The 23,347-nt window shown below is 43.0% G+C and carries 21 protein-coding genes and 1 riboswitch; of the genes, 9 read left to right on the top strand and 12 right to left on the bottom strand.

Annotated elements, in window-relative coordinates:
* Positions 1-4 precede the first annotated feature (4 nt).
* The 4 genes from F955_RS12475 to F955_RS12460 all read right to left on the bottom strand — a co-directional run bounded on the left by F955_RS12475 (position 5) and on the right by F955_RS12460 (position 4,604).
* Entirely contained in the window at positions 5-1,204 is a 1,200-nt protein-coding gene (locus F955_RS12475; protein WP_004895096.1) for an acyl-CoA dehydrogenase family protein, read from the bottom strand.
* Positions 1,205-1,232: 28 nt separating this feature from the next.
* Entirely contained in the window at positions 1,233-2,528 is a 1,296-nt protein-coding gene (locus F955_RS12470; RefSeq protein ID WP_004895095.1) for an acyl-CoA dehydrogenase family protein, read from the bottom strand.
* Positions 2,529-2,774: 246 nt separating this feature from the next.
* Complete coding sequence (locus F955_RS12465) at positions 2,775-4,148, bottom strand: ABC1 kinase family protein (RefSeq protein WP_004809593.1); 1,374 nt, start codon at positions 4,146-4,148, stop codon at positions 2,775-2,777.
* 147 nt (positions 4,149-4,295) lie between these two features.
* The gene (locus F955_RS12460) at positions 4,296-4,604 is read right to left on the bottom strand and encodes a hypothetical protein (RefSeq protein ID WP_004809591.1); all 309 of its coding nucleotides are present in this window, start codon (positions 4,602-4,604) and stop codon (positions 4,296-4,298) included.
* Positions 4,605-4,803: 199 nt separating this feature from the next.
* On the opposite strand from F955_RS12460, the gene F955_RS12455 reads away from it, so the two are divergent.
* From F955_RS12455 to F955_RS12435, 5 genes are all read left to right on the top strand, one after another.
* Positions 4,804-5,187 (top strand): hypothetical protein, encoded by a 384-nt coding sequence (locus tag F955_RS12455; RefSeq protein ID WP_004895092.1) that lies wholly within the window; start codon positions 4,804-4,806, stop codon positions 5,185-5,187.
* Between the two features lie 358 nt (positions 5,188-5,545).
* Entirely contained in the window at positions 5,546-6,556 is a 1,011-nt protein-coding gene (prmB, locus tag F955_RS12450) for a 50S ribosomal protein L3 N(5)-glutamine methyltransferase (protein ID WP_004809587.1), read from the top strand.
* A 12-nt stretch (positions 6,557-6,568) separates the two neighbouring features.
* Positions 6,569-7,663, top strand: a complete 1,095-nt coding sequence (aroC, locus tag F955_RS12445; RefSeq protein WP_004895090.1) for a chorismate synthase — start codon at positions 6,569-6,571, stop codon at positions 7,661-7,663.
* 404 nt (positions 7,664-8,067) lie between these two features.
* Positions 8,068-8,976: an AEC family transporter gene (locus F955_RS12440; protein ID WP_004809584.1), complete on the top strand. Its 909-nt coding sequence runs from the start codon at positions 8,068-8,070 to the stop codon at positions 8,974-8,976.
* Positions 8,977-9,216: 240 nt separating this feature from the next.
* Positions 9,217-9,304, top strand: a riboswitch (glycine riboswitch).
* Positions 9,305-9,435: 131 nt separating this feature from the next.
* On the top strand, positions 9,436-10,683 hold the full coding sequence (locus F955_RS12435; RefSeq protein ID WP_004895088.1) for a D-amino acid dehydrogenase: 1,248 nt from the start codon (positions 9,436-9,438) through the stop codon (positions 10,681-10,683).
* A gap of 47 nt (positions 10,684-10,730) precedes the next feature.
* Here F955_RS12435 and F955_RS12430 read toward each other — a convergent pair whose 3' ends face one another.
* Entirely contained in the window at positions 10,731-11,390 is a 660-nt protein-coding gene (locus F955_RS12430) for an A1S_1983 family putative colistin resistance protein (protein ID WP_004895087.1), read from the bottom strand.
* 99 nt (positions 11,391-11,489) lie between these two features.
* Between F955_RS12430 and ispF the strand changes: the two genes are divergently transcribed.
* Entirely contained in the window at positions 11,490-11,978 is a 489-nt protein-coding gene (ispF, locus tag F955_RS12425) for a 2-C-methyl-D-erythritol 2,4-cyclodiphosphate synthase (protein WP_004895085.1), read from the top strand.
* Here the strand turns inward: ispF and F955_RS12420 are convergent.
* The 3 genes from F955_RS12420 to F955_RS12410 form a co-directional block, all read right to left on the bottom strand.
* A complete protein-coding gene (locus F955_RS12420; protein WP_004809577.1) occupies positions 11,966-12,490 on the bottom strand; it encodes a protein tyrosine phosphatase family protein in 525 nt (174 codons plus the stop codon). The two genes, ispF and F955_RS12420, sit on opposite strands and share 13 nt — an antisense overlap.
* Before the next feature lie 62 nt (positions 12,491-12,552).
* Complete coding sequence (locus F955_RS12415) at positions 12,553-13,644, bottom strand: 3-deoxy-7-phosphoheptulonate synthase (protein ID WP_111810749.1); 1,092 nt, start codon at positions 13,642-13,644, stop codon at positions 12,553-12,555.
* A gap of 127 nt (positions 13,645-13,771) precedes the next feature.
* Positions 13,772-14,662, bottom strand: a complete 891-nt coding sequence (locus tag F955_RS12410; protein ID WP_004895081.1) for a sulfite exporter TauE/SafE family protein — start codon at positions 14,660-14,662, stop codon at positions 13,772-13,774.
* A gap of 559 nt (positions 14,663-15,221) precedes the next feature.
* On the opposite strand from F955_RS12410, the gene lpxB reads away from it, so the two are divergent.
* The gene (lpxB, locus tag F955_RS12405; protein ID WP_004895079.1) at positions 15,222-16,394 is read left to right on the top strand and encodes a lipid-A-disaccharide synthase; all 1,173 of its coding nucleotides are present in this window, start codon (positions 15,222-15,224) and stop codon (positions 16,392-16,394) included.
* A 12-nt stretch (positions 16,395-16,406) separates the two neighbouring features.
* On the opposite strand, the gene F955_RS12400 is transcribed toward lpxB, so the two are convergent.
* Positions 16,407-17,339 (bottom strand): AraC family transcriptional regulator, encoded by a 933-nt coding sequence (locus F955_RS12400; protein ID WP_026056811.1) that lies wholly within the window; start codon positions 17,337-17,339, stop codon positions 16,407-16,409.
* Between the two features lie 178 nt (positions 17,340-17,517).
* Here F955_RS12400 and F955_RS12395 point away from each other — a divergent pair, with 178 nt between their 5' ends.
* The gene (locus F955_RS12395; protein WP_004895075.1) at positions 17,518-18,732 is read left to right on the top strand and encodes an alkane 1-monooxygenase; all 1,215 of its coding nucleotides are present in this window, start codon (positions 17,518-17,520) and stop codon (positions 18,730-18,732) included.
* 83 nt (positions 18,733-18,815) lie between these two features.
* Here F955_RS12395 and F955_RS12390 read toward each other — a convergent pair whose 3' ends face one another.
* Positions 18,816-20,603, bottom strand: coding sequence for an acyl-CoA dehydrogenase (locus tag F955_RS12390; RefSeq protein ID WP_004895072.1), 1,788 nt, complete (start codon positions 20,601-20,603; stop codon positions 18,816-18,818).
* Positions 20,604-20,716: 113 nt separating this feature from the next.
* Here F955_RS12390 and F955_RS12385 point away from each other — a divergent pair, with 113 nt between their 5' ends.
* Positions 20,717-21,697, top strand: coding sequence for a GlxA family transcriptional regulator (locus F955_RS12385; RefSeq protein WP_004895070.1), 981 nt, complete (start codon positions 20,717-20,719; stop codon positions 21,695-21,697).
* 7 nt (positions 21,698-21,704) lie between these two features.
* Here F955_RS12385 and F955_RS12380 read toward each other — a convergent pair whose 3' ends face one another.
* Positions 21,705-22,901 (bottom strand): MFS transporter, encoded by a 1,197-nt coding sequence (locus F955_RS12380; RefSeq protein ID WP_004895066.1) that lies wholly within the window; start codon positions 22,899-22,901, stop codon positions 21,705-21,707.
* Entirely contained in the window at positions 22,894-23,334 is a 441-nt protein-coding gene (locus tag F955_RS12375; protein ID WP_004809559.1) for a MarR family winged helix-turn-helix transcriptional regulator, read from the bottom strand. Before F955_RS12375 ends, F955_RS12380 begins: the two co-directional genes overlap by 8 nt.
* Positions 23,335-23,347: the final 13 nt, after the last annotated feature.

Genomic DNA, 23,347 nt, shown 5'->3' with positions numbered 1-23,347 from the left:
CAACCTACTTCAGCTCACTAGATGATTTCCCCAGCTCACGACGAGCAATAATCAGCTGTTGGATTTGCTGGGTACCTTCAAAGATATCGAGGATTTTTGAGTCACGAGCCCATTTTTCGAGTAGCTCAGTCTCGCTATAACCTGCAGAAGATGCCAACTCGACGCACTTTAAAGTGATTTCATTAGAAATACGACCAGCCTTGGCTTTGGCAATTGAAGCTTCGCGAGAGTTGGGTTTGCGATTGTCTGCCATCCAGGCTGCTTTGAGCATCAGCAGTCTAGCTGCTTCCCATTCTGCTTCCATCCGGTAAATCTGCGCTGCAATATGAGAGGTCTGTAAATAGGGTGTACCGTAATCCGTATCTAGCTGGTCTTTGAATATCTCTTTGATTCGTTCTAGAGATGCTTTGGAACAGCCAATTGCCATTGCAGCAACCAGTGGGCGGGTATTATCAAAGGTTTCCATTACGCCAGCAAAACCTTTGGCAACATCAATATCGGCATTACCCAACAGATTTGCCGCAGGCACACGACAGTCTACAAAGCTGATTGCGGCGGTATCCGAAGCTTTGATACCAAGTTTATGTTCCAGACGCTCGACTTTCATCCCAGGCGTACCTTTGAGTACCACAAAGGATTTGATTGCAGCACGCCCCAGGCTTTTATCCAAAGTTGCCCACACCACTACAGAATCTGCACGTTCACCTGAGGTGACAAAGATTTTTTCGCCATTCAGGATATAGTCATCACCATCTTTGGTTGCCGTAGTACGGATTGCAGCAGAGTCTGAACCACAACCTGGCTCGGTAATCGCCATTGCTGCCCAAGTGCCTTCAAAACGTGTCAATTGTTCCTCATTTGCCACCGCTGCAATTGCCGAGTTACCCAGACCTTGGCGTGGCATGGACAGGAGCAGACCTGTATCGCCATAACACATCTCAATAATACTCAGTGCAGTTGACATGTTGACGCCATTTTTATTAGACGTATCCGTATCACAACGTTTATTGACTGCGGCACCAGCATTCATACCTTCGCTACCAGCATTCATGCCATCTACAACAGAAGCCAGCATATCCAGCTCTTTAGGATAGGCATGTTCAGCCTTGTCATATTTACGGGAAATTGGACGTAATACATTCAGCGCAACTTCATGGGCCTGATCAATCAGTAATTTAAATTTTTTTGGATTTTGCAGATTCATTATAATTATTCCATATTCATGTCAATGATCAGGCATGCAGCCCACTTTGAATGACAGCAGTCGCGCGTAAGTCACGATACCAGCGTTCCACAGGATGTTCACGGGTATAACCATGTCCACCCAGGATTTGCACGCCATCTGTGCCAATCTTCATTGATTTTTCTGCGCAGAGAATACGGGTCAAATATGCCTCACGATGGAAAGGCTTACCTGCTTCTGCAAGACTGGCAGCGTTCAGCACCAGCATACGCATAGCATCTGTTTCAATTGCCATATCGGCAATCATGAAAGCAACCCCTTGACGATGGGAAATGGGTTCACCAAACGCTGTACGTTCATTGGCATATTGAATACAGTATTTCCTGACAGCCTCGCAGGTACCGACAGCCATGGCACACCACATCAGATTACCCAGATCGATAAAGGCGGTGTAATCAAAATCTTCATCACCGAGACGTTGTGCTGGTGTATTGTCGAAATGCAGTGTGGTAGTTTCATTTGCTTTTAGACCCATCGCAGCTGACTTTTGAATACTGATGCTCGGATCACGTTGCACCACAAATACATCCGGCTGACCATTGAGCATGGCACTGACCAGATAGATGTCTGCAGTGGCTGCGAGTAAGACCAGTGTTTTTTCACCCTGAATCAGATAATGATCTTGGTGTGGCGTTGCTTGGGTTGTAAGCCTAAAAGGATTGAAAGCCGGTATATTTTCCTGCGTGGCAAATGTGGCTCGAATACCTGTATCATTTGCGAAAGAAGCCAGATAGTCGGATTGAATCTGTTCTGAGCCCCATTGAGTTAGAGCATTGATCACACTAAAGGTTGAGAGCAGGCCAGCAGTCAGGCTAAAGTCTCCTTTAGCCAGATGTTCGGCAATCAGCACATTGCTCACAATATTCTTTTCAGTCGCTACACCACCTAAGGACTCAGGCAAGGCATACAAGTTAAGTCCTAAGTCGGTACCATGTTGCCATAGAACCTCTGGAAAGGTTTCAGCATGATCTGCATCGTGAGCAAGCGGATAAAGCACTTCGGCTGAGAACTGCTCCATTGCATCTACGGTCATCTGCTGCTCTTCAGTCAGGCTAAGATCAAACAGGGATTTATTCTGATTTGGCAGGCGCTGTTTTTTAATTTTTTGTCCTGATTTCAGCAGCTTTTGTGTCTGGCTTAGGGTTTTAAAACTTGCCTTAGAGCTTTGATACAGGGACTTTTCAACGAATTTTCGTAGCTTAAACTGATCCAGTAGCTCACTGCCTGCAATTTTAGTCAGTATGGATAAGCCAACTCCTTGGGCCTTATTTACCATATTGCTCATTATCATTATCCTGTTATAAATGTTTTAGGTATTTTCAGAATTATGCTGACAGGTTGCCTGATAAAAAACCATGTCAGGAATGACATGATTGATTGACAATAATGAAGTAAATTTATTTTATTAAGTTTACTAACAAGTTTATGAAATTATTAATAAAATTATATTATTTAAAAATATTAGAATGCAAGAAATTGACCCGGATGACAGAAATCAACCGGGTCAACTTAAAATATCATTTGATTCTCTTTAGAGATGTTTCTTGATCATGGCACGCACATTAGTTTTGGCATCAATCACGGTCATAAAGGTATAAGCCCCGATAAATTTACGGCTGATGAACATAAACTCTTTCGGTGGGACGCTGAAATAACGTGATGCCATTGATTTAGAGGCTTGTTGCATGACACGACTATGCAACTGACTCTTTTTCCAGTCATAGCGATCCTGAGCATCCATTACGCCAGCTGGCAGGTCTTTATTGTTCATTGGCGAGCTAAATGCTTCAGTGGCCAGCAAGAAAACCTTGGCCATATCCGGTTTGATACTTTGCGGAATCGAGTCAAAGAATTCATAACCAGTCATGGCTTTGACCATCATATCTGAATCATGATGATAACCCGCTTGAATCAGATTACGTGCCACATTGAGCAGATGCTGGTCAAACTGACGGATTGCACCGAAGTCGAGCAGGACAATTTTATCCTGTGCATCGTCACCATTGCCCAAACGTACCAGATAATTCCCGAAGTTCGGGTCAGTCTGCATTTCGCCCCATTCGAAAATCTCGCGTACTGCGATTTCTAGGGAAGCTTCACCGAGTTTATTACGACGTTCCTGTGGCAGAGACAGCATGACCGGACTATTGATTGGTACACCACGCTCATAGGTCATACAGAGCACGCGATCGGTCGAGTAATCTTCAATAATGGTCGGTACGATATAACGTGGATCATTTTGCAGACGTTGACGGAAACGGCGGGTTGTCGCAGCTTCAATTTTGTAGTCCACTTCACGATGCATCATTTCACGAACTTCATCAAACCACTGATCAAATTCACGGGTTTGCGGCACCATACGGGTCAATTTGAGCATGTTTTTAAACAGGCTCATATCTGAGTCAATCGCTTCTGCAACGCCTGGATACTGGATTTTCAGTACCAGTTCCAGCCCGTCAGATTTGCGTTTGGCGCGATGTACCTGAGCCAGTGAGGCTGTTCCTAAAGGTTCATGATCAATGGTTAAATCATCAAGTTTTGAACCAAGCTGCGCTTGTAACTGCGCTTTAATCGCAGGCCAGGCCAAGGCTACAGTCTTATTATTTAATGTATTTAATGCCTGAGTGATTTCTTCAGGTAGAAAATGTTCACCATAGAGCGCCATCATCTGGCCAATCTTGACGATAGAACCTTTTAGCTTGCCGATTTCTGCAACCAGATAATCTGCCTGTTCTTTCATGGCTTTTTTGCGTTTTTTCTCTTTCTCTTCTTCACTCGAGAACATTGAAGTGGCATTTGATGCTGCCCAGCGGGTGCCTGCAAGTAGGGATGCCTTGGCGATCGATAAGCGTCGATCCATGGATGAGGTTTTCAGTTGTTTGAGCTTATCGTTCTGATCTGACATGTAGAATAAATCCTTTCCCAGCATATAGCAGAATAAATCATTGTAGCGGATATTAACCTGTCTTCACGTATTAAAAAAGTTTTAACAGATTGAATTTACGCTAAACATGATCAGGCTCGATGACCTGTATTTATATTAGCCAAGGCATTATGGCATCTGAAATTGAATTTTTAATTCAGTTCTTTGTTGCAACTGTTGGATATTTGTTTGAATGTGCTGTTGAATCAATGTAATCACGGACTCATGCTGAAAGCCCAGAGCATAACCTTTAACAATCACGATACTGGGCAAACTAAAAAACAGGTAGCGTGCATCTTCTAGCGTTGCCTGCTGAAAAACACCTTGCTGAATTAACATGTCTTGCAAAAATGCCTTTTCCTGCTGCACGTTATGAGACTGTACATCATCCCAATAATTCAGGCGCATGGCCATCAGGTTGTTATGCTTGTAGCTCATAACATTCAACTCGTTTACTTGTATATCTTCGCTATATAATGGAGACAATTCTGAGAGTTTCAATTGCTCATTTGCATAAAATCGATGCTTATAAAGGAATAGGAATTTTCACTGGACTCAGGTAGTATCGGAATATAACTTAAAACAAAATTGATGAGTGCGATTGTAAGCATCATGCCAATTTGGCAAAGGGGAATGTATGCGTTTTGCATGGTTATTAACTGCTATTCTGGCAGGTACAGCTGTATATACACAAGCAGCTCAGGATTATTCAAGGGAATATTCACAGTGTATGAAGTTCACCTATGGTGACCGTACCAAGACTGAAAAATGTATTGCCAAGGAATTAAAAGGGCAGACTAAAATCTTGAAAAAAAGCTATAAAAATTATCTTAAATTAAACGCAAATAATGCTGCTGTAGTAAAAAACCATTATGCTTTGTTTGAATCCAGACTGGACAAGCAATGTGGTCGTATCCGTGCTGGAAACTACACCAAAATCCAGCAAGGACAATGTGCCCTGGCCATGGTAATTGAGCAGTCCAATTATTATCAATCACGTTCTTTTGTCGGAAAACGCTGAGGATCTGATCGGTACTCAAAAGCATAACGGACATGTAAGTTTGTTATACTTTTTAAATTATGGCGAGAATTTGAGATTTATTAAAACTGGACAGAAGCGCTGAATAGGTGAGTCAGTATTATTTATCACCTACTTCATAAAACGTTCGATTTATCTCTCATACTTTAAAGCATTCAAATCCGGATTAAAGCGATCTATTGTTGACCATTCTCATCATCAAATAACAGGCTTCTAAAACCGGATTCAGCCAGAGTGGAGTCGTGCTGTTTTCGTATTTTTCATGGTTTTAGCATTATAAAAGCAGGCGAAACAAGGTATCATAAGGCGTTTTAAAATATGACCTCTGGAGACGCCTTAAGTGGATCGACCGACTATTAGCCCTGAACATTTGCAGGAAGCCGCTGAAAATCTAACCACCATTCGTGATTTTATCCGTTTTGGTGTTACAGCATTACGTCAATACGATGCGCACTTGGGCCAAGGCACAGAAGATTATTTTGCTGAAAGTTCAGCACTGGTTTTACAAACCCTTTCTCTGGACTGGAATGCTGATCCAGAAATTCTGGATTCAAAACTGCTTCCAAGCGAAAAAGAAGAGTTTTTGAATCTGTTAGGACGTCGTATCAATGAAAGAATGCCGACATCTTATCTATTAAATCTGGCTTATTTCTTTGGTAAGCCATTCTATGTAGATGAGCGTGTACTGATTCCACGTTCACCAATCGTTGAGCTGATTGAAAACCGTTTTGCACCATATTGCCTGGGCGAAAATGGTGAAATGGGTGCAGCGGTAAATAACCTGCCAGAAAATCCGAATCCAAAAACACCACAACGTATTCTGGACATGTGCACCGGTTCAGGCTGTATTGCGATTGCATTGGCATACGCTTTTCCAGATTCTGAAGTGGATGCAACCGATCTGTCTAAAGAGGCTTTAGAAGTAGCGCAGATCAACTGTGAACACCATAACAAGCAGTATCAAGTGGCATTGCTTGAATCGGACCTGTTCGCAAAAATTCCTGCTGAAAATCAGTATGATCTAATCGTGTCGAATCCACCGTATGTGGATGCAGAAGACATGGCAGATCTACCAGACGAATTCCACCACGAACCTGAAATGGCTTTGGCTGCAGGTCAGGATGGTCTGGATCTAGTACGTAAAATGCTGGCTCAAGCGGCTGATTACCTGACTGAAGATGGTCTGATTGTAATTGAAGTCGGCAACTCTGAATGGGCAATGAAGCAAAACTTCAATAAAGTTGATTTCCACTGGTTGCAGTTCCAGCGTGGTGGTTCAGGTATCTTCGCATTGACTGCAGCCCAATGCCGTCAATACCGCGATTTATTTATTCAATCTGTTAATGCATAAGGAGTCGTTCACATGGCAGGTAATAGTATAGGGCAACTCTTCCGTGTAACGACTTGTGGTGAATCTCATGGTGTTGGCCTGATGGCGATCGTTGATGGGGTTCCACCAGGAATTGAGCTGTCTGAAGCAGACTTGCAAAAGGATCTGGACCGCCGCAAGCCGGGTACATCGAAATTTGCAACGCAGCGTAAAGAGCCGGATGAAGTGGAAATTATTTCCGGTGTGTTTGAGGGTAAAACCACCGGCACTTCAATCGGTCTTTTAATCCGCAATACCGACCAGAAATCAAAAGACTATGGCAATATCGCGCAGACTTTCCGCCCGGGTCATGCAGACTATACCTATACCCAGAAGTATGGTTTCCGTGATTATCGTGGCGGTGGCCGTTCAAGTGCACGTGAAACTGCAATGCGTGTGGCAGCGGGTGCGATTGCCAAGAAATTCCTGTTTGAGAAGTTCGGTATTGAAATTCGCGGTCATGTCACCCAGATTGGCACTGAAAAAGCCGAGAAACTGGACTGGAATGAAGTTCCAAATAATCCGTTCTTCTGTGGTGATATTGATGCCGTTCCACGTTTTGAGGCACTGGTCACGTCGTTGCGTGAACAAGGTACAAGTTGTGGTGCAAAACTGGAAATTATTGCTTCCAAAGTTCCAGTGGGTTGGGGTGAGCCAGTATTCGATCGTCTGGATGCTGACATCGCGCATGCGATGATGTCGATTAATGCCGTTAAAGGTGTTGAGATTGGTGATGGTTTTGGCGTAGCTGAACAGTTTGGTCACGAAACGCGTGATGAATTAACAACGGATGGTTTCCTGGCAAATCATGCCGGCGGTATTTTGGGTGGGATTTCTAGCGGTCAGGACATTCGCGTATCGATTGCACTAAAACCAACCGCTTCAATCACCACGCCGGGTAAAACCATCACCATCAATCGTGAAGATACTGACGTGTTGACCAAAGGCCGTCATGATCCTTGTGTGGGTGTGCGTGCGACGCCAATTGCTGAAGCAATGCTGGCGATTGTATTGATGGATCACTTTATGCGCCATCGTGCACAAAATGCCGATGTGGTTGCGCCGTTTGCACCAATTGAACCAAAATAATTCGCTTCTGATCTGAAGTGAATCCAAAAAGTCAGACTTCGGTCTGGCTTTTTTTATATTTGCAAAGGCAATAGATGATTTAGGTGGAGAGAAACTTATTTTTCCTATGCTTTTAAGAAGTTTAGGTTGATTAAAAACGAAATTTGAAAACTCATCCAAAAAATGATTCAAAAATTTTTAATGAGTTAGAAGGTTTAAAAGTTGAGGTATTAAATATTGCAAAAGAAGAAAGCTGGACTTAATTGGTTTATTATTCATTAAAATGCATAAGAGACTTTCTCTTACTTATTATCCGTTGATTTTTCCACTACTTTTTCTCCTAAAACTCTTCGGTTGTTGTATCCTTAATCATTGACAGGCAGTTGGGTTCGATTGCCACAAAATTGCATGTTACGAGTGGCTCAATGCTTCATACTATCTTCAGCGTCCTGTTTCCACTGATTGCCCTAATTACCCTGGGTTATACATTAAAACAAAGGAAATGGTTAGAAGACGGATTTTGGCGGGGGGCAGAAAAGCTAAACTATTATGTACTATTTCCAATCATGCTATTCCTGAATCTGGCTACTGCTCAGATTCATATAGATATTATCCAGGATGTGGTGCTGGTTATTTCAATCATTACTGTACTGGTTTGTGCAGTGCTGTACAGTCTAAAAGCGATATACCGGATTAACTTTGCCCGATTTGGGGTCTATATACAAAGCATACTGCGCTTTAATACCTATATTGGCATTGCTGCGGTCAGCACCTTATTTGGGCAGGCAGGGATGACAGTATTTGCCGTCATTATGGTATTCTTTATTCCAGTGGTAAATACCGTTTCTGTGCTGGCATTTACTAAACCGGCCGATATGCAGTTTGGAAAAATTTTCATATCCCTCGCGAAAAATCCACTGATTTTAGGCTGTCTGGTAGGTGGGCTTTATAATCTGTCCGGATTGGGAATATGGCAGGGTATGAACCAGTTATTGAAACAGATGGCAGCATGCAGTTTGCCTTTAGGTTTGATGTGTGTCGGGGCAGCATTAAAGTTTGGGCAAATTAATCTGGATTTATGGCGCATCGTCTGGAACACAACTGGGCGTATGATTTGCATGCCATTGCTTGGCTTGGGGGTATGCAAGATAATGGGAATTTCCACGCTGACCACTCAAGTGCTGGTACTGTTTTTCGCATTACCCACAGCTTCTGCTTCGTATGTATTGACCAAAGTTCTGGGTGGAGACAGTGAACTTATGGCGAAAGTTATTAGTGTGCAAACCCTGGTTGCAGGATTAACCTTGCCATTATTCTTAACTTTTATCATCTAGTTAAAAGAATCCAATAGAGAAATTTTTCACTCAAAATAGCCTAAGCAAATTAAAATTTTTAATTAACCTATAATCCTGTTTCAAAAATCTAATCAAATATCTGCACCTTCATTTAGATTTGATTTTATAGCTAAGCGAGGATAACGTAGCTTTACTAATTACTGTGTCTTTACAACTTTGCACAGTAATTTTTTATTAAGCTCTATAGCATGGTATATAAATTGCAAAACAATACATATGCACATTATTGCAGGAGAGAAATGCACCCGCATTCGCCGAAGGAGCAACGACCCCGGAAACTCTCAGGCAGAAGGACTGTAATAATGCAAAACTCTGGAGAGAAGTGTTGAATCACTCACCGAAGGGGAAGGTTAAGGTATTGATCTCCAATACTGAAATCAAAGCTCTCAGGTAAAAATGACAGATGGGGCAGACATCATAATAAAAAAGGAGATGTCTATGCGTCATGTAATTGTCATTGGCGCCGGAATTACCGGCGTAACCACAGCTTATGAACTGGCTTTATTAGGTTATCAGGTCACTGTTGTCGACCAGCATCTTTACCCTGCCATGGAAACCTCGTATGCCAATGGCGGGCAACTTTCCGCCTGTAATGCAGAAGTCTGGAACCAAAAAGCGACGGTACTGAAAGGCCTGAAATGGATGTCGCAAAAAACTGCCCCATTACTGCTCAACCCGTCTTTTAGTATGCATAAATACAGCTGGCTAATGGAATTTATGGGGAATATTCGTCATTACGAAACCAATACCCGGGAAACAGTAAAAATGGCGTTATTGGCCCGTAAACGTTTATTTGAAATTGCTGAAACAGAACAGATTGAGTTTGATCTGGAAAAGAGGGGAATCCTGCATTTTTATCATACCGAGCAGGATTATAAGGTCGCGATGAAGGTCAATGATCTGCTTTGCAGTGGCGGGCTGGAACGCAATGCGATTTCCAATGAAGAAATTAAACAGATTGAACCCACTTTAACCGGTGATTATTATGCCGGCTTCTTTAGCCGTAGTGATGCTACCGGGGATATTCATAAATTTACTACAGGTCTGGCCAAGGCTTGTGCAGACAAAGGTGTACTGTTCCTGTTTGGTCAGAATGTACAGGTAGTAGAGCAGAAGGATGACTATACCCGGATCACCTGTATGCCGAGCAGTGAAAATTCCAATACCAATCCGCAAGAACGACTGGAACTGAAAGCTGATGCCATCGTGGTCTGTGCCGGTGTGGGTAGTTATCAACTCTCTTATCTGTTGGGTGACAGGGTCAATGTCTATCCGGTGAAAGGATATTCAATTACCGTACAGCTTAACGATGAACAAAGTCAGCAAAATGCGCCGTGGGTCAGCTTGCTGGATGAAAGCGCTAAAATTGTCCTTTCCCGATTGGGTAAAGACCGACTGCGTATTGCGGGTACAGCAGAGTTTAATGGTTATAACCGTGACATTCGTGCTGACCGAATTCAGCCTTTAATTGACTGGACGCATCGTAATTTTGATATTTCCACTGAATATGTGATTCCCTGGACCGGATTAAGGCCAATGATGCCGGATATGATGCCAGTCGTGCGTCAGGGAAAACACAAGCGAGTATTTTATAATACCGGACATGGGCATTTAGGCTGGACGCTCTCTGCTGCGACAGCAGCAATGATCAGCCAGCAGGTGGCTCAAAACTATCCTGTAGCCTAAAACAAAAAAGATCATCCTCGGATGATCTTTTCTTAATTGAATGAGTTTTAGTCATATAGGCGATAGACACCGCTAAAGCGTTCACAGCCTTTCTGCTGGGTTTTTACCGAAAGAATGGCCTTGGTATAGTGGAATTCATACTTACAGTCGTTTTCGTTATCAGTGATTTCAGTTTTAGCTTCAGGAGTGGTATAAGCTAAAAAAGGGATAGTTTGAGTATCTATACGGTTTTTAGGACTGCGATAGGCAATACCTTCGATCTTGATGCGGTCTTTACTGAGCTGATGGATTTTTAGGTGTACCGGCTGTTTGGCAATCTGGCCCTGTTCAAATTTTAAATAATGCTGGGTCAGGCTTTGATTCAAAGAAATAAAGATATTCAGATCATCTAAACGCACATCAAACTGCTGTTTATAACAGCCTAGTGTTTTGCACTGTTGTAAGCGGTTTAGCCATAGTTGATGCGTATCCTGAATAATACTTAAAGGTGCATCAGTAATCAGGTAGGCCGTGAGATACTGGCTCGCCAGATTTTTTCTAAATTCAGCCAGAGGCACGGAACACAGCGTCGAAGTTGCTTTACTGGCTTGTGAGCTATCTGAACATTCTAGCGGATGTGCGGATGCTGTAGAACTTGTTGCCAAAGTGCTCAAACCCAGCATGAGACCCAGAAGTTTCATCATTTTTATATCAGTTTTCAGCAGCATGATCGCTTATACTTTCACTGTGTTACGCTTGGTCTAACTATAGCGAAATAGAAACGAAGTGTACAAGATTTCAATTGGTTATTTCTAAGGATGAAAACAGTGGTTGCACAAATTCGAATTGGTCAGGGGCTGGATGTGCATGCATTCGAAGAAGGTGATTTTGTCACACTGGCAGGCGTGAAAATTCCACATACCCATGGCCTCAAAGCACACTCGGATGGTGACGTTGTATTACATGCATTATGTGATGCTTTATTAGGTGCATTGGCGCTGGGAGATATCGGTCAGCATTTTCCAGATACGGATCCTAACTTTAAAGGTGCTGACAGTCGTGTATTGTTGAAGCACGTGTATCAGCTAATCTTGGATCGTGGTTATGTATTGAATAATGCAGATATTACTGTGGCCTGTGAACGTCCAAAACTGGCAAAGCATAATCTGGAAATGCGTCAAAGCATTGCAGATGTACTAGAAGTAGATGTAACCCAGATTAGCGTTAAGGCAACGACAACAGAAAAGCTGGGCTTTACCGGGCGTCAGGAAGGCATTCTGTCTATGGCGACGGTCCTGATCGCTCATGCAAAGTGATCAGGATTAATCATTGCCAGTTTAAGTTCTTCAGTTGCTTTACGGCCTTGTAGCTGTAAGGCAACAGCATGCAATAGACCCGTCCAGGTGTCATTCGGTTCCCAGACCTGATGCAGACTTGCTTGCGCCGTCGGTAGATCCATATCCATATAGTATTGGCGATATAAATACATCAGGCTGCTGACATGGAAGTTCTGGTTGCAATGTACCCAAACGGCTTGTTGCTTGACTAGATGATCAATCATGTCCAGCACTAGCAGGCATTGATCATCGGATGGCATTTCCCAGGAAATTGGCAGCTGGATATAGTTGAGTCCAAGCTCCAGACAGATTTTATCTTCATGGTCCAGGTGAGGCTCTGCATCGCTCAAAGCTACATTGATAACGGTCGAGATCCCGTATTCCTTTATCAGCTTGAGCTGTTCTGCTGTTGGCTGGCCTGAAGTAAACAGGTGCTCATGGATGAATTGAAAATTATTGATTTGACAGAGTGCAGTTTCAATTTCATTCATCAGATCATTTTCCTTATGTAGAAATGCAAACGCCATCTTACGATGGCGCTTTGATCAATCGCTTAGCGATTCGGTAAAACGTCCTTTAACGCCTCATGCATATCAAGTAATGCCTTTTCAGTCGTTTCCCAGTCAATACAGCCATCAGTCACTGATTTACCGTATTCCAGATCACAAAGGTTAGCCGGGATATCCTGACGACCACCTTTAAGATGACTTTCTACCATAATACCAACAATTGATTTATTTCCATCAATAATTTGTTCAGTGATGTTTTTTAGCACTAATGGTTGTAAGTACGGGTCTTTGTTTGAGTTTGCATGACTGGTGTCAATCATGATCTTGGTACTAACTTTCGCTTTTGCCAAAGCAGTCTCAGCTTCTGCAACAGAACCTGCATCATAGTTAGGTTTGCCATTACCACCACGAAGTACTACGTGAGCATATGGATTGCCAGAAGTACGAATCACCGCCACCTGACCTTGATCATTCAGACCAAGGAAGCTATGACCGTGCTTTACAGATTGCATAGCATTGGTTGCAACAGTCAGGCCGCCATCAGTACCGTTTTTGAAACCTACTGGTGAAGACAGGCCAGATGACATTTCACGGTGAGTCTGGCTTTCGGTAGTACGTGCACCAATCGCTGACCATGAAATTAAATCCTGATAATACTGTGGCGAGTTTGGATCAAGTGCTTCGGTTGCACATGGCAGACCTTTTTCATTCAGCTCCAGTAAAAGCTTACGGCCAATGCGTAGACCTTTTTCAATATTGAACGAGTCATTCATGTCCGGGTCATTGATCAGACCTTTCCAGCCAATGGTAGTACGTGGTTTTTCAAAATACACACGCATTACCAGATACAGGCTGTCTTTTACTTTTTCGCTCAGCACCTTCAGGCGCTCGGCATATTCTTTGGCAGCTTCAGGGTCATGAATTGAACATGGACCAATCACGACAAAAAGACGTTTATCGTTACCATCAAGAATATTGCGAATCGTTTCACGACCTTTCAGTACGGTTTGATAAGCATTCTCAGTCAAAGGCAACTCAGTCTTTAATTGTGCTGGAGTTACAAGAGGAATCATGCTTTGGATATTCACATCATCAATATCTGATTGTGAAATAGGATTTGACTGTAGTGTATTCATTGCCGTCACTGGTTCGATCATACAAAAGGTTGTTTAATAGCCCGAATATAACATGAATGATGCGTCACTTTGTTATAAAAAAGATGAATAAATCTTTGAAAAAAAAGTGATGAATCTGAGGTTTAGTTTAAACGGCCTGAGATTTTTCTGCTTCGGTTACCAACTCGGGTTGAGCTGGTTGAGCAGGTTTGGATTTGACTGGATTGAGCATAAAGTTCACACCCAGACAGAACAGGGTAACACCCAGAATTTTACGGATAATTTTCTCAGGCATACGTGAACTGATCAATGTGCCGATCACGATTGCAGGAATAGAACCCACCAGTAACCAGCCTAACAAAGCAAAGTCTACATTACCTGCGCTCATATGGCCCAAGCCTGCGACTAAAGTTAGAAGTACGGCATGCACCACGTCAGAACCGATAATACGAATCATCGGCAAATTCGGGAACATCAGAATCAATGCCATAATACCGAATGCCCCTGCGCCCACTGAAGACAAGGTCACAAAAACACCAAGCACGATTCCCATGATGATAATCAGAGCGCGTTTTTTGCCAGATTTAAAATCGACTTTTTCCAGATCCTGGGTCATATCTGGCAGTTCTTGTTTACGGTATTTATTAAAGAACTTCTCAATTGAAGCGCGGAATACAATAGAAATACCGGTCAGCGTTAGCATAAAACCGAGTACCATGGTGAGTACTGCTTTATAGTGGGTAGATTGACTGAGATAGTTCTCAAGTACCCAATGCGTGGCCAAAGATGCTGGAATACTGCCGATCGCCAGCCAGATCACAATGGGCCAGATAATATTCATTTTTTTTGCATGGACAAAAGAACCGCAGAATTTAGAGATTGCGGCATATAGAAGGTCAGTACCGATTGCAATGTGCGGTTCAATCCGGAATAGGCTGATCAAAATAGGGGTCATCAGTGAACCACCGCCGACACCAGTAATCCCTACACAGAAACCAACTAACACACCTGCTAAAATAAACTCAATCGGACCAAACATCTATATATGCCAATATCAAAAAACGAGCATATCTTATGACTATTAAAGATAAGTAGTTGTCTTGATTAATGATTTGCTTATTCCAAAATAAGATAAAGCAAGTGATTAATGAGGTGTTTTATTATCGAAAAAACTGGTCTAAAGGATAAGTCCGGTAAGCTTTCTAAAGAATTTTCTTATAGTTAGGAAATACGAGGAAGATAAATGGAATTGAATTCATGAAATATAATTAATAGTATAAAATTTCTTCTTTATTAAAATAAGCAAATTTATTTGATTTAAAAATAGGCTGGTCGTGATAAGGGAAATTAGAAGTTTGGTAGATCATTCTTTATATCATTTTTCAATTGAGCATATTTGTAGTCATGGTGATCCTGGTCATTCTTATCTAAAGTGAATTCAGAAAATCCCTGTAGTCATCATTATATTTGTAGATATAGCGCTTTAAATTCTTAGATTCATCATTTTTAAATCATTTCATACAGATCAGAATCAAGTTCAGCCTTAAATTTTTCGTCTTATGCTAATATGCTGACAGCAATTCTTTGAGGATCACATCTTGCAAAAACGGAAGCTTAAAATTGGAATCGTCGTGGGTGAAGTATCGGGAGATACCTTAGGTGCCAGTCTGATTCGTCGTTTTCGTGAGCAGGGGATTGATGCTGAATTTGAGGGCATTGGTGGTCCACAGATGATGGCAGAAGGTTTTAAAAGCTATTATCCAATGGATATTCTGTCAGTGATGGGTATTGTTGAAGTCTTAAAAGATATCCGTAAGCTGTTTGCTGTACGTGATGGACTGGTGGAGGCCTGGACGAAAGATCCAGTCGATGTATTTATCGGCATTGATGCACCAGATTTTAACCTGCGTTTGTCCAAGAGCATCAAGCAACGACAGTTGCCGATCAAAACCGTTCAATATGTCAGCCCATCCGTCTGGGCGTGGCGTCAGGGACGTGTACATGGCATTAAAGCCAGTATCGATCTGGTACTGTGTTTATTTCCATTTGAAAAAGTCTTTTATCAAAAATGGCAGGTACCCGCTGCATTTGTCGGTCATCCATTAGCGAGTCAATTGCCGATACAGAATCCACTGGCTGAAGCAAAGCAGGAACTGGGACTTGATCCTACGCAGAAATATATTGCCTTGCTGCCAGGTAGCCGCCGTGGAGAAATTGAACGTCTTGGGCCATTGGTGCTGGATACTGCGCAAATTCTGCAACAAAAACATCCTGAATATATCTTCCTGATTCCTGCCATCAATGATGCACGTAAGCAGCAAATTCAAGCCTTGCTGCAAACTTATCCAGAAAGCTTACAGACCCGAATTCGTCTGATGGAAAATACCGGTAGCGATTCTAAAATCGGTCGTCAGGTCATGAATGCAGCAGATATTGTTGCTTTGGCATCGGGAACAGCAACTCTGGAAGCAATGTTGTTACATCGTCCAATGGTGACTTTCTATAAGCTGCATTGGTTGACTTATCGTATTGTTAAACTTCTGGTGAAAATTCAGTACTATTCATTGCCAAATATTATTGCTGGCAAGAAAATGATTCAAGAGCTGATTCAATCTGAAGCAACCCCTGAGAATCTTGCTGCCGAAATTGAAGCATTAATGAATGTTGAAGCAGCACAGATTCAGGCGATGCAGCATCTGACCATGCATAAGCAACTACTTTCAGGGAATAGTGAAGATCCTGTGACTGCCATTTTAGAACTGGTAAAATAATCTTCTCAGCTATTATTGACCCTGATGCTGCTGACGATACTGGCTCGGGGTCAGTTCAAACTGCTTTTTAAAACTCTGACTAAATGCAGTTTCTGAAGAATAACCTACGCGATGCGCAATCTGTTGCACGGTCATTAAGCCATCTCTTAAATAACGTGCTGCCAGACGCATCCTGTGCTGTTGCAGATAAGCCAAAGGCGTTTCACCGACCACTTGCGTAAACAATTGTGCAAATTTGGAACGTGACATATGGCATTGTTCAGCCAGACTTTCAACGGTCCAGCTCTGTTCTGGCTGGCCATGAATGGCAGCTAAGGCACTGGAAAGTTCAGGATGGCTTAAGGCATTTAACCAGCTGGAGGCATGCCGGGCATTCAAAATATAATCCCGCACACATTCAATAAGTAAAATACTGACCAGATGATCGAGAATACGGTCACGGCCCGGACGTGTATTCTGGGTTTCTAAAGCCAGGAACTGTAATCCGATCTGTAACCATTCCGGGGCTGAATCACTCAAAATATGCTGGATATGCAGATAATCCGGCAAAGAGGTAATTAGCGGTCGCGCCATCTGGATATCCATTTTTGAACGAATCGCCAGAATAAAGCTGCGTTGTGGCTGGACCTGACCGAAATCAATACTTTGCTGTGAATGCGAAGCAAAGAAGCTGTTAATGGGACTACTTTGTGTTAGTTCTTGATCATTTGGACAATGCAGCTGGTGCGCTTTGGCAGATGGAAGCAGAATCAGATCACCCTGCTGTAAGACAATGACATGGTCTGAATCTTCAAAGCTAAGCTGTGCCTGTCCATGCAAAATCACATAGGCCAGCATGGACGGTTCATGTCTGTATAACAGCCGATAAGGATGATGAACATTCAGATAGATATATTCTGATTTGGCTAAATGTATGTCATCAAAAATTTTACTAAGCGCATCCATGCGTGTTCTATTCTGAATTAAAAAGATATTTTTATTTAAGTCTGCATGTGAATTGAGGTCAGAAATCGGCTGATCAGGACAAAGACGCTGACATAGCTTTTCTGGACGCTGACAACTGTGCACATGCGCTGAATTATTCAACTATAAGGGCAGGGTAACATAAAACAGGAGGGTCGCAATGAATGCCCCTGCAAAAATCACAAATATTCACCTGGAGCAGGACGCTCAGTTGCTGAAGGGCCGTCAGCTAGATAAAAAACGTTTCGGATGGCTGTTGAGTCCGGGCCTACCAGTCATCGGTATGGGTATTTTGGCCGGCTACCATTTTGGACCGAAAGCCACCAAGAAAGTTTTTGCCTTGGGTGGGCCATTATTACTGCATGTCATCATTCCGACACTAGATGCTCTGATTGGCGAAGATGAAAATAATCCCAGCGATGATCAGATCAAAGCTTTGATCAAAGATCCTTATTATGACCGTATCGTAAAATTGTTTATTCCTTTGCAAATGGCTGCTAATACTTTTGCAGGCTATGTGGTATCACGCCCCAATGTCTCATTGACCGATCAGGTTCTACTCGGGATCTCGATGGGTGCAATTAATGGGGTTGGCGTAAACACCGCCCATGAATTGAGTCACCGCCCGAATAAATCTGATCACTACTGGTCACATGCCAGCCTGATGCCATTGGCTTATAACCATTTCCGGATTGAACATCCTTATGGACATCATAAACGGGTCGCGACGCCTGAAGATCCTGCCTCATCAAAAATGGGAGAGTCATTTTATAAATTCTGGCCACGTACGGTATTTGGTGGACTTAAATCTGCAATTGAAATTGAAAAACGCCGTTTACAGCGTAAAGGCTTAAGTTTCTTTAGCAAGGAAAATGAATTGTTTCATGGCTGGGGGATGAGTGCTGCTTATCATGGTGTGATGCTGAAAACCTTTGGCAAGAAGATTATTCCATATACGTTAACACAGGCATTTTATGGCATCAGCCTGTTTGAAATTGTCAATTATATTGAACATTATGGTTTGAAGCGTGCTGAAACCGAGAAAGGTAAATACGAGCGTACTTTGCCTGAACACAGCTGGAACAATAATAATATTGTTACCAACCTGTTTCTGTATCAGTTACAACGCCATTCTGATCATCATGCGTTCCCAAGCCGGCCGTTTCAGGCATTGCGAAATTTTGAGGAAGCACCTGTCTTGCCAAGCGGTTATGCGACCATGCTGATTCCAGCTTTGATACCACCATTGTGGTATAAAATGATGGATAAGCGTGTGTATCAACATTATCAAGGCGACCTGAACAAAGCCAATATCTTGCCAGCTAAACGCAAGCAGATTTTCAGAAAATTTGGTATACAAGATAATGCAGCTTAACTATTTTCAGTTTTTAATATTTTCCAGTTTTGAATAAAAAATGTGCCTTTCAGGGCGCATTTTTTATTCATTTTCGTTAAATCTTAAAACCATTCTGGCTGCATATTCAGGCAGGTATCATCAAAGTTCATCAGTAATTGTGCCTGATGTTCAACTTCAGGCAGTTCCCAGCGGATAAAGTATTGAGCTGCCTGCATTTTTCCTGTCAGGAATTGTTGATCTTCTGCATAGTCAGACGAGGCAAATTTTAACTGTGCCTGATTCGCCATTTCCAGCCATAACCAGGCAATAATGGTTTTACCCATCATATCCAGATATAAACCTGAATTCGCCAATGCTGCATCAACTCGACCTTGATGCAAAGCCTGACCTAAAACCTGCGTGGTTTTTTGCACAGTCGCAAGATGCTTTTTAAAAGTTTCTGCCAGTTCAGCTAACTTGGGATCCTGAATCTCGGATAAAGTTTTCTGGATACGCTGCATGAGCAGGCTTAAACCTTTACCGTTGTGTTGCCACAGTTTACGACCGAGTAGGTCTAGAGACTGAATGCCATAAGTGCCTTCATGGATTGGATTCAGACGGTTGTCCCGGTAGCACTGTTCAATCGGATATTCACGGGTATAGCCTGCACCACCCAAGACCTGAATTGCCAGGTCATTGGCTTTGGGGCCATAGGCAGAAGGGAAGGATTTGACCACTGGCGTAATCAGATCCAGCAAAATAGCACTCTCTTCATCCTGAGCTGCCTGATGTTCATCAATCAGGCGGGCTGCAAACAGACACAGTGCCAGTGATGCTTCAACATAGGACTTCTGGGTCAACAGCATACGTTTAACATCGCTATGCTCAATGATATTCACTGGTTTACTATTTGGATCTTTATCGGCTACCGGACGTCCTTGTGGACGGTTTTTGGCATAATTCAGAGACTCCAGATAACCACGATAGCCAATCATTGCCGCACCAAGTCCCACACCGACACGTGCTTCATTCATCATCTTGAACATATATTTTAAACCATGACCTGCTTCACCAAGTAAATAGCCTAAGCAATTGTCATTTTCCCCAAAGCTCAGCACCGTCGAGGTAGTCCCGCGATAGCCCATTTTATGCAGTAGGCCGGCCAATTGAACATCATTAGACTCATCAAGTGAACCATCGGCACGGGTCTTGAATTTTGGCACAATAAACAGGGAAATACCCTTCACGCCTTGAGGTGCATCCTGAATCCGGGCAAGCACAAGATGCACAATATTTTCAGTAATGTCCTGGTCACCCCCAGAGATAAACATCTTATGACCTTTAATCCGATAGGATCCATCTGCCTGAGGAATGGCCTTCGTGGTCAGATCACCAAGGGATGAACCGACATCCGGTTCTGTCAGTGCCATGGTGCCAGAAAAACGGCCGCTGAACATATGGGGTACAAACGTGTGTTTCAGTTCCTCGGTGCCGAAAGCCTGAATCACATTGGCTGCGGCAGCGGTCAAGAAAGAATAAGCCACCGTTGATGGATTGGCAGACATAAAAAAGGCATTACACGCCATATTGACCAGAATTGGTAACTGCATACCGCCGGCATCATAATCATGTTGAGCGCAGAGTAACCCGGCATCGGCAAACTGTTTCCATGCGGTTTTGACTTCAGCAATGGTTTCGACTTTTTTGCCGTCAAAAGTTGGTTCGTGCTGATCTGCTTTGGCATTGTGCGATGCAAAATAATCGGTAGCGATGCCTTTGGCCGTATCTAAAATACTGTCAAAGGTGGTTTTATCATGTTCCTGATAACGTTCAAGCTCGGTCAGCTGTTCCAGTTTAAAAACGTCATACAGCAGGAAATTCAGGTCTTTGTCATTGATAAGTTGAGTCATATTTAGTTTTAAATCGAGTATTCATATGATGTGTTTAAGACTAGTAGTTGCTTTTATTTTTTAGAATTGTCAATAATGACACTTAAGATGTGAAAAGTGACAATGATATTCAGATGAAAAAGGTGGTGGTTTTAGGTTTTGATGGGGCTTTAGCATCGGCTATTACTGGAGTCGTGGATTTATTTGCCATGGCGGGCGTGAGCTGGAACCGGATTCAGCAGCAGGAAATTCATCGTCTGTTTCAGGTAGAAATTGCCAGTGCCCAAGGGCAGGCGATCCGTTGTATTAATGGGATATTGATCCAGGCACATTTAGCTTATGCAGATATCAAGGATGTAGATATTGCCATTGTCCCTACAATTGCCGGGCCGATTATCGAAACCTTGCAACAGAATCCGGAACTGATCCGTTATTTAAAAGAAGCAGACCGGCAGCAGAAAGTGATTGCAGGAAACTGTACGGGGAATTTCTTCTTGGCTGAAGCCGGTATTTTGAATGATCGCCAGGCGACCACGCATTGGGGCTTTCAGGATATGTTTCAGACTCTTTACCCTAAAGTAAAACTTCATGCCGATCAGCTGATTAGCCGGGATCAGCATATCTACTGTGCAGGTGGTGGTCTGGCCTGGTTTGACTTAGGACTGCACCTGATTGAACGCTACTATGGTTTTGAGCTGGCGATGCAGTCAGCCAAATCCTTTGTGATTGATTATCGGCGTGACAGCCAGCTGTCTTATTCCTTACTAAAAATTGGCAAGCCGCATCATGACGAGCTGGTACAAAAAGTACAGGATTGGCTGGAACAGCATTTTCATGAAGCGCTTAATCTGGAACAACTGGCAACACGTTTTAACCTCACCACACGTACTTTGATTAGGCGTTTTAAACAGGCACTGGATGTGCCACCGAATCAGTATCTGCAAGCCATCCGGATTGAAGCAGCCCGTAAACGGCTGGAAGAAACCGAACAGGCTGTGGATCTAGTCATGCAACATGTCGGTTATCATGATCCAAGCTCTTTCAGGCGATTATTCCATAAAAAAACGGGGTTAACCCCGTTAGAATATCGCCGTCGATTTAGCCGGCGCTTTTAGCATGTCATCAAGTTGCAGCAGCTTTAACTTTACGTCCATGCAGCAGGTAATACCAAAGCAGACAGCTGAGTGTAATGACCGCACTATACAAATACAAATGCTGATAACCGATCTGATCCAGAAACTGGCCAATAAAATACGGTCCAAAACCAAGTGCAGCATCAAGAGCAATAAAGAAAGTTGATGTTGCCAGTCCCATACGCTCTATTGTGGTACTTTTTACCGCAATGGTCTGGCAAATGGATTGAATATTGCCATAACCAAAACCTAATAACGCTGCACTGGTAAGGAGCATCCATGAATTATGTGCCTGACTGAGCAAACCAATACCGATTGCCATAAGCACAATCGCTGGATACATGATGATATTTTCGCCTTTGCGATCCATCAATGGGCCGGTAAATGGGCGAGAAATCAAAATTGCGGCTGCATACATCAGGAAGAAGAATGAAGCCGCCTGCAACAGGTCAATTTCCTTAGCATACAGGTTAAGGAAAGACAGTACGCCGGAATAACATGCACCAGCAATCAGGATAATAACCGCAATAGGAAAAGCTTTAGGCTCAACAAACTGCGCCAGACGTGAAGTAGGCTGAGCAGACTGCTGCGTACCAGCTTTTGCAGCCAGTTTTACTTTTGAAGTATCAACACCAAAACTGAAGAGCAGACAGGTGAAAGCCACAATAGAAGTAAAAGTGAAAATCACCTTATAGTCATATTGTGACATTAGCCAGATCGCCAGGAATGGACCAACTGCAGTGGCTAGCGTACTACTGGTACTGAAGTAGCCAATGCCTTCAGCACGTCGGGTTGCTGGAATGGTCTGGGCAATGACAGTTCCAATAACAGTCCCTGCGACACCCATCATAAAGCCGTGAGCAAAGCGGATCGCAATCAGATAAGGTACATCCACTGGAATAAAATACAGACCAGAGAACAGGAAAAAGCCCAAGGCTCCGGCAACCAGACTGGCTTTGGCACCCAAATTGGGCAGGAATTTTCCTATCAGCAATCGACCGACTAAAGTCCCAACCACGAATACACCGGAGATTAACCCTGCTTGTGCAGTAGTGGCATCCAGTTCAGCTAAGGCATAACCAACACTGACAATGACCAGGAGATAGAACACCAGAACCAGCTGGAAGTTCATTGTACTAAGAAAAATAAAATTTTTCGTCCAAAGCTTGGATTGAGCCTCAGTCATGTTGAAGCTCCTTTCTCGCCTGAAGGGAATGCATAAACTCTAAAACAAAAGCATGAGCACGTTTCAGCTCATCTTTATTGAAGTCTTGCAGTAATTCTGCTTCCAGAACATCAATCTTGCCGCAACATTGCTGGAACTGTTGTTCACCCATTTCAGATAGCTGCAGTAATTTCTGGCGTTTATCTGTCATGGGTTGTGATTCAATAAAGTTCATTTCCATCAAAGTATTTAAACGCTTGGTTACAGCAGGTTTTGAAATCCTGAGTTCCTGAGCGATATCCAGCGCCGTACATTGACCATTCATTTTGATAATGACCAGACTTTGCCATAAGGAATAATTTAAGCCGTGTTCAATTAACACCGCATTCATTTCATCCCCGAGCAATCTTGCACAGCGTAATAATGCAAATCTAAAGCGGGAGGTAGTATCCATAAGGAATAATGTT

The sequence above is a fragment of the Acinetobacter schindleri CIP 107287 genome, assembly GCF_000368625.1.
Taxonomy (GTDB): Bacteria; Pseudomonadota; Gammaproteobacteria; order Pseudomonadales; family Moraxellaceae; genus Acinetobacter; species Acinetobacter schindleri.
This window is presented reverse-complemented; position numbering and strand designations above follow the sequence as displayed.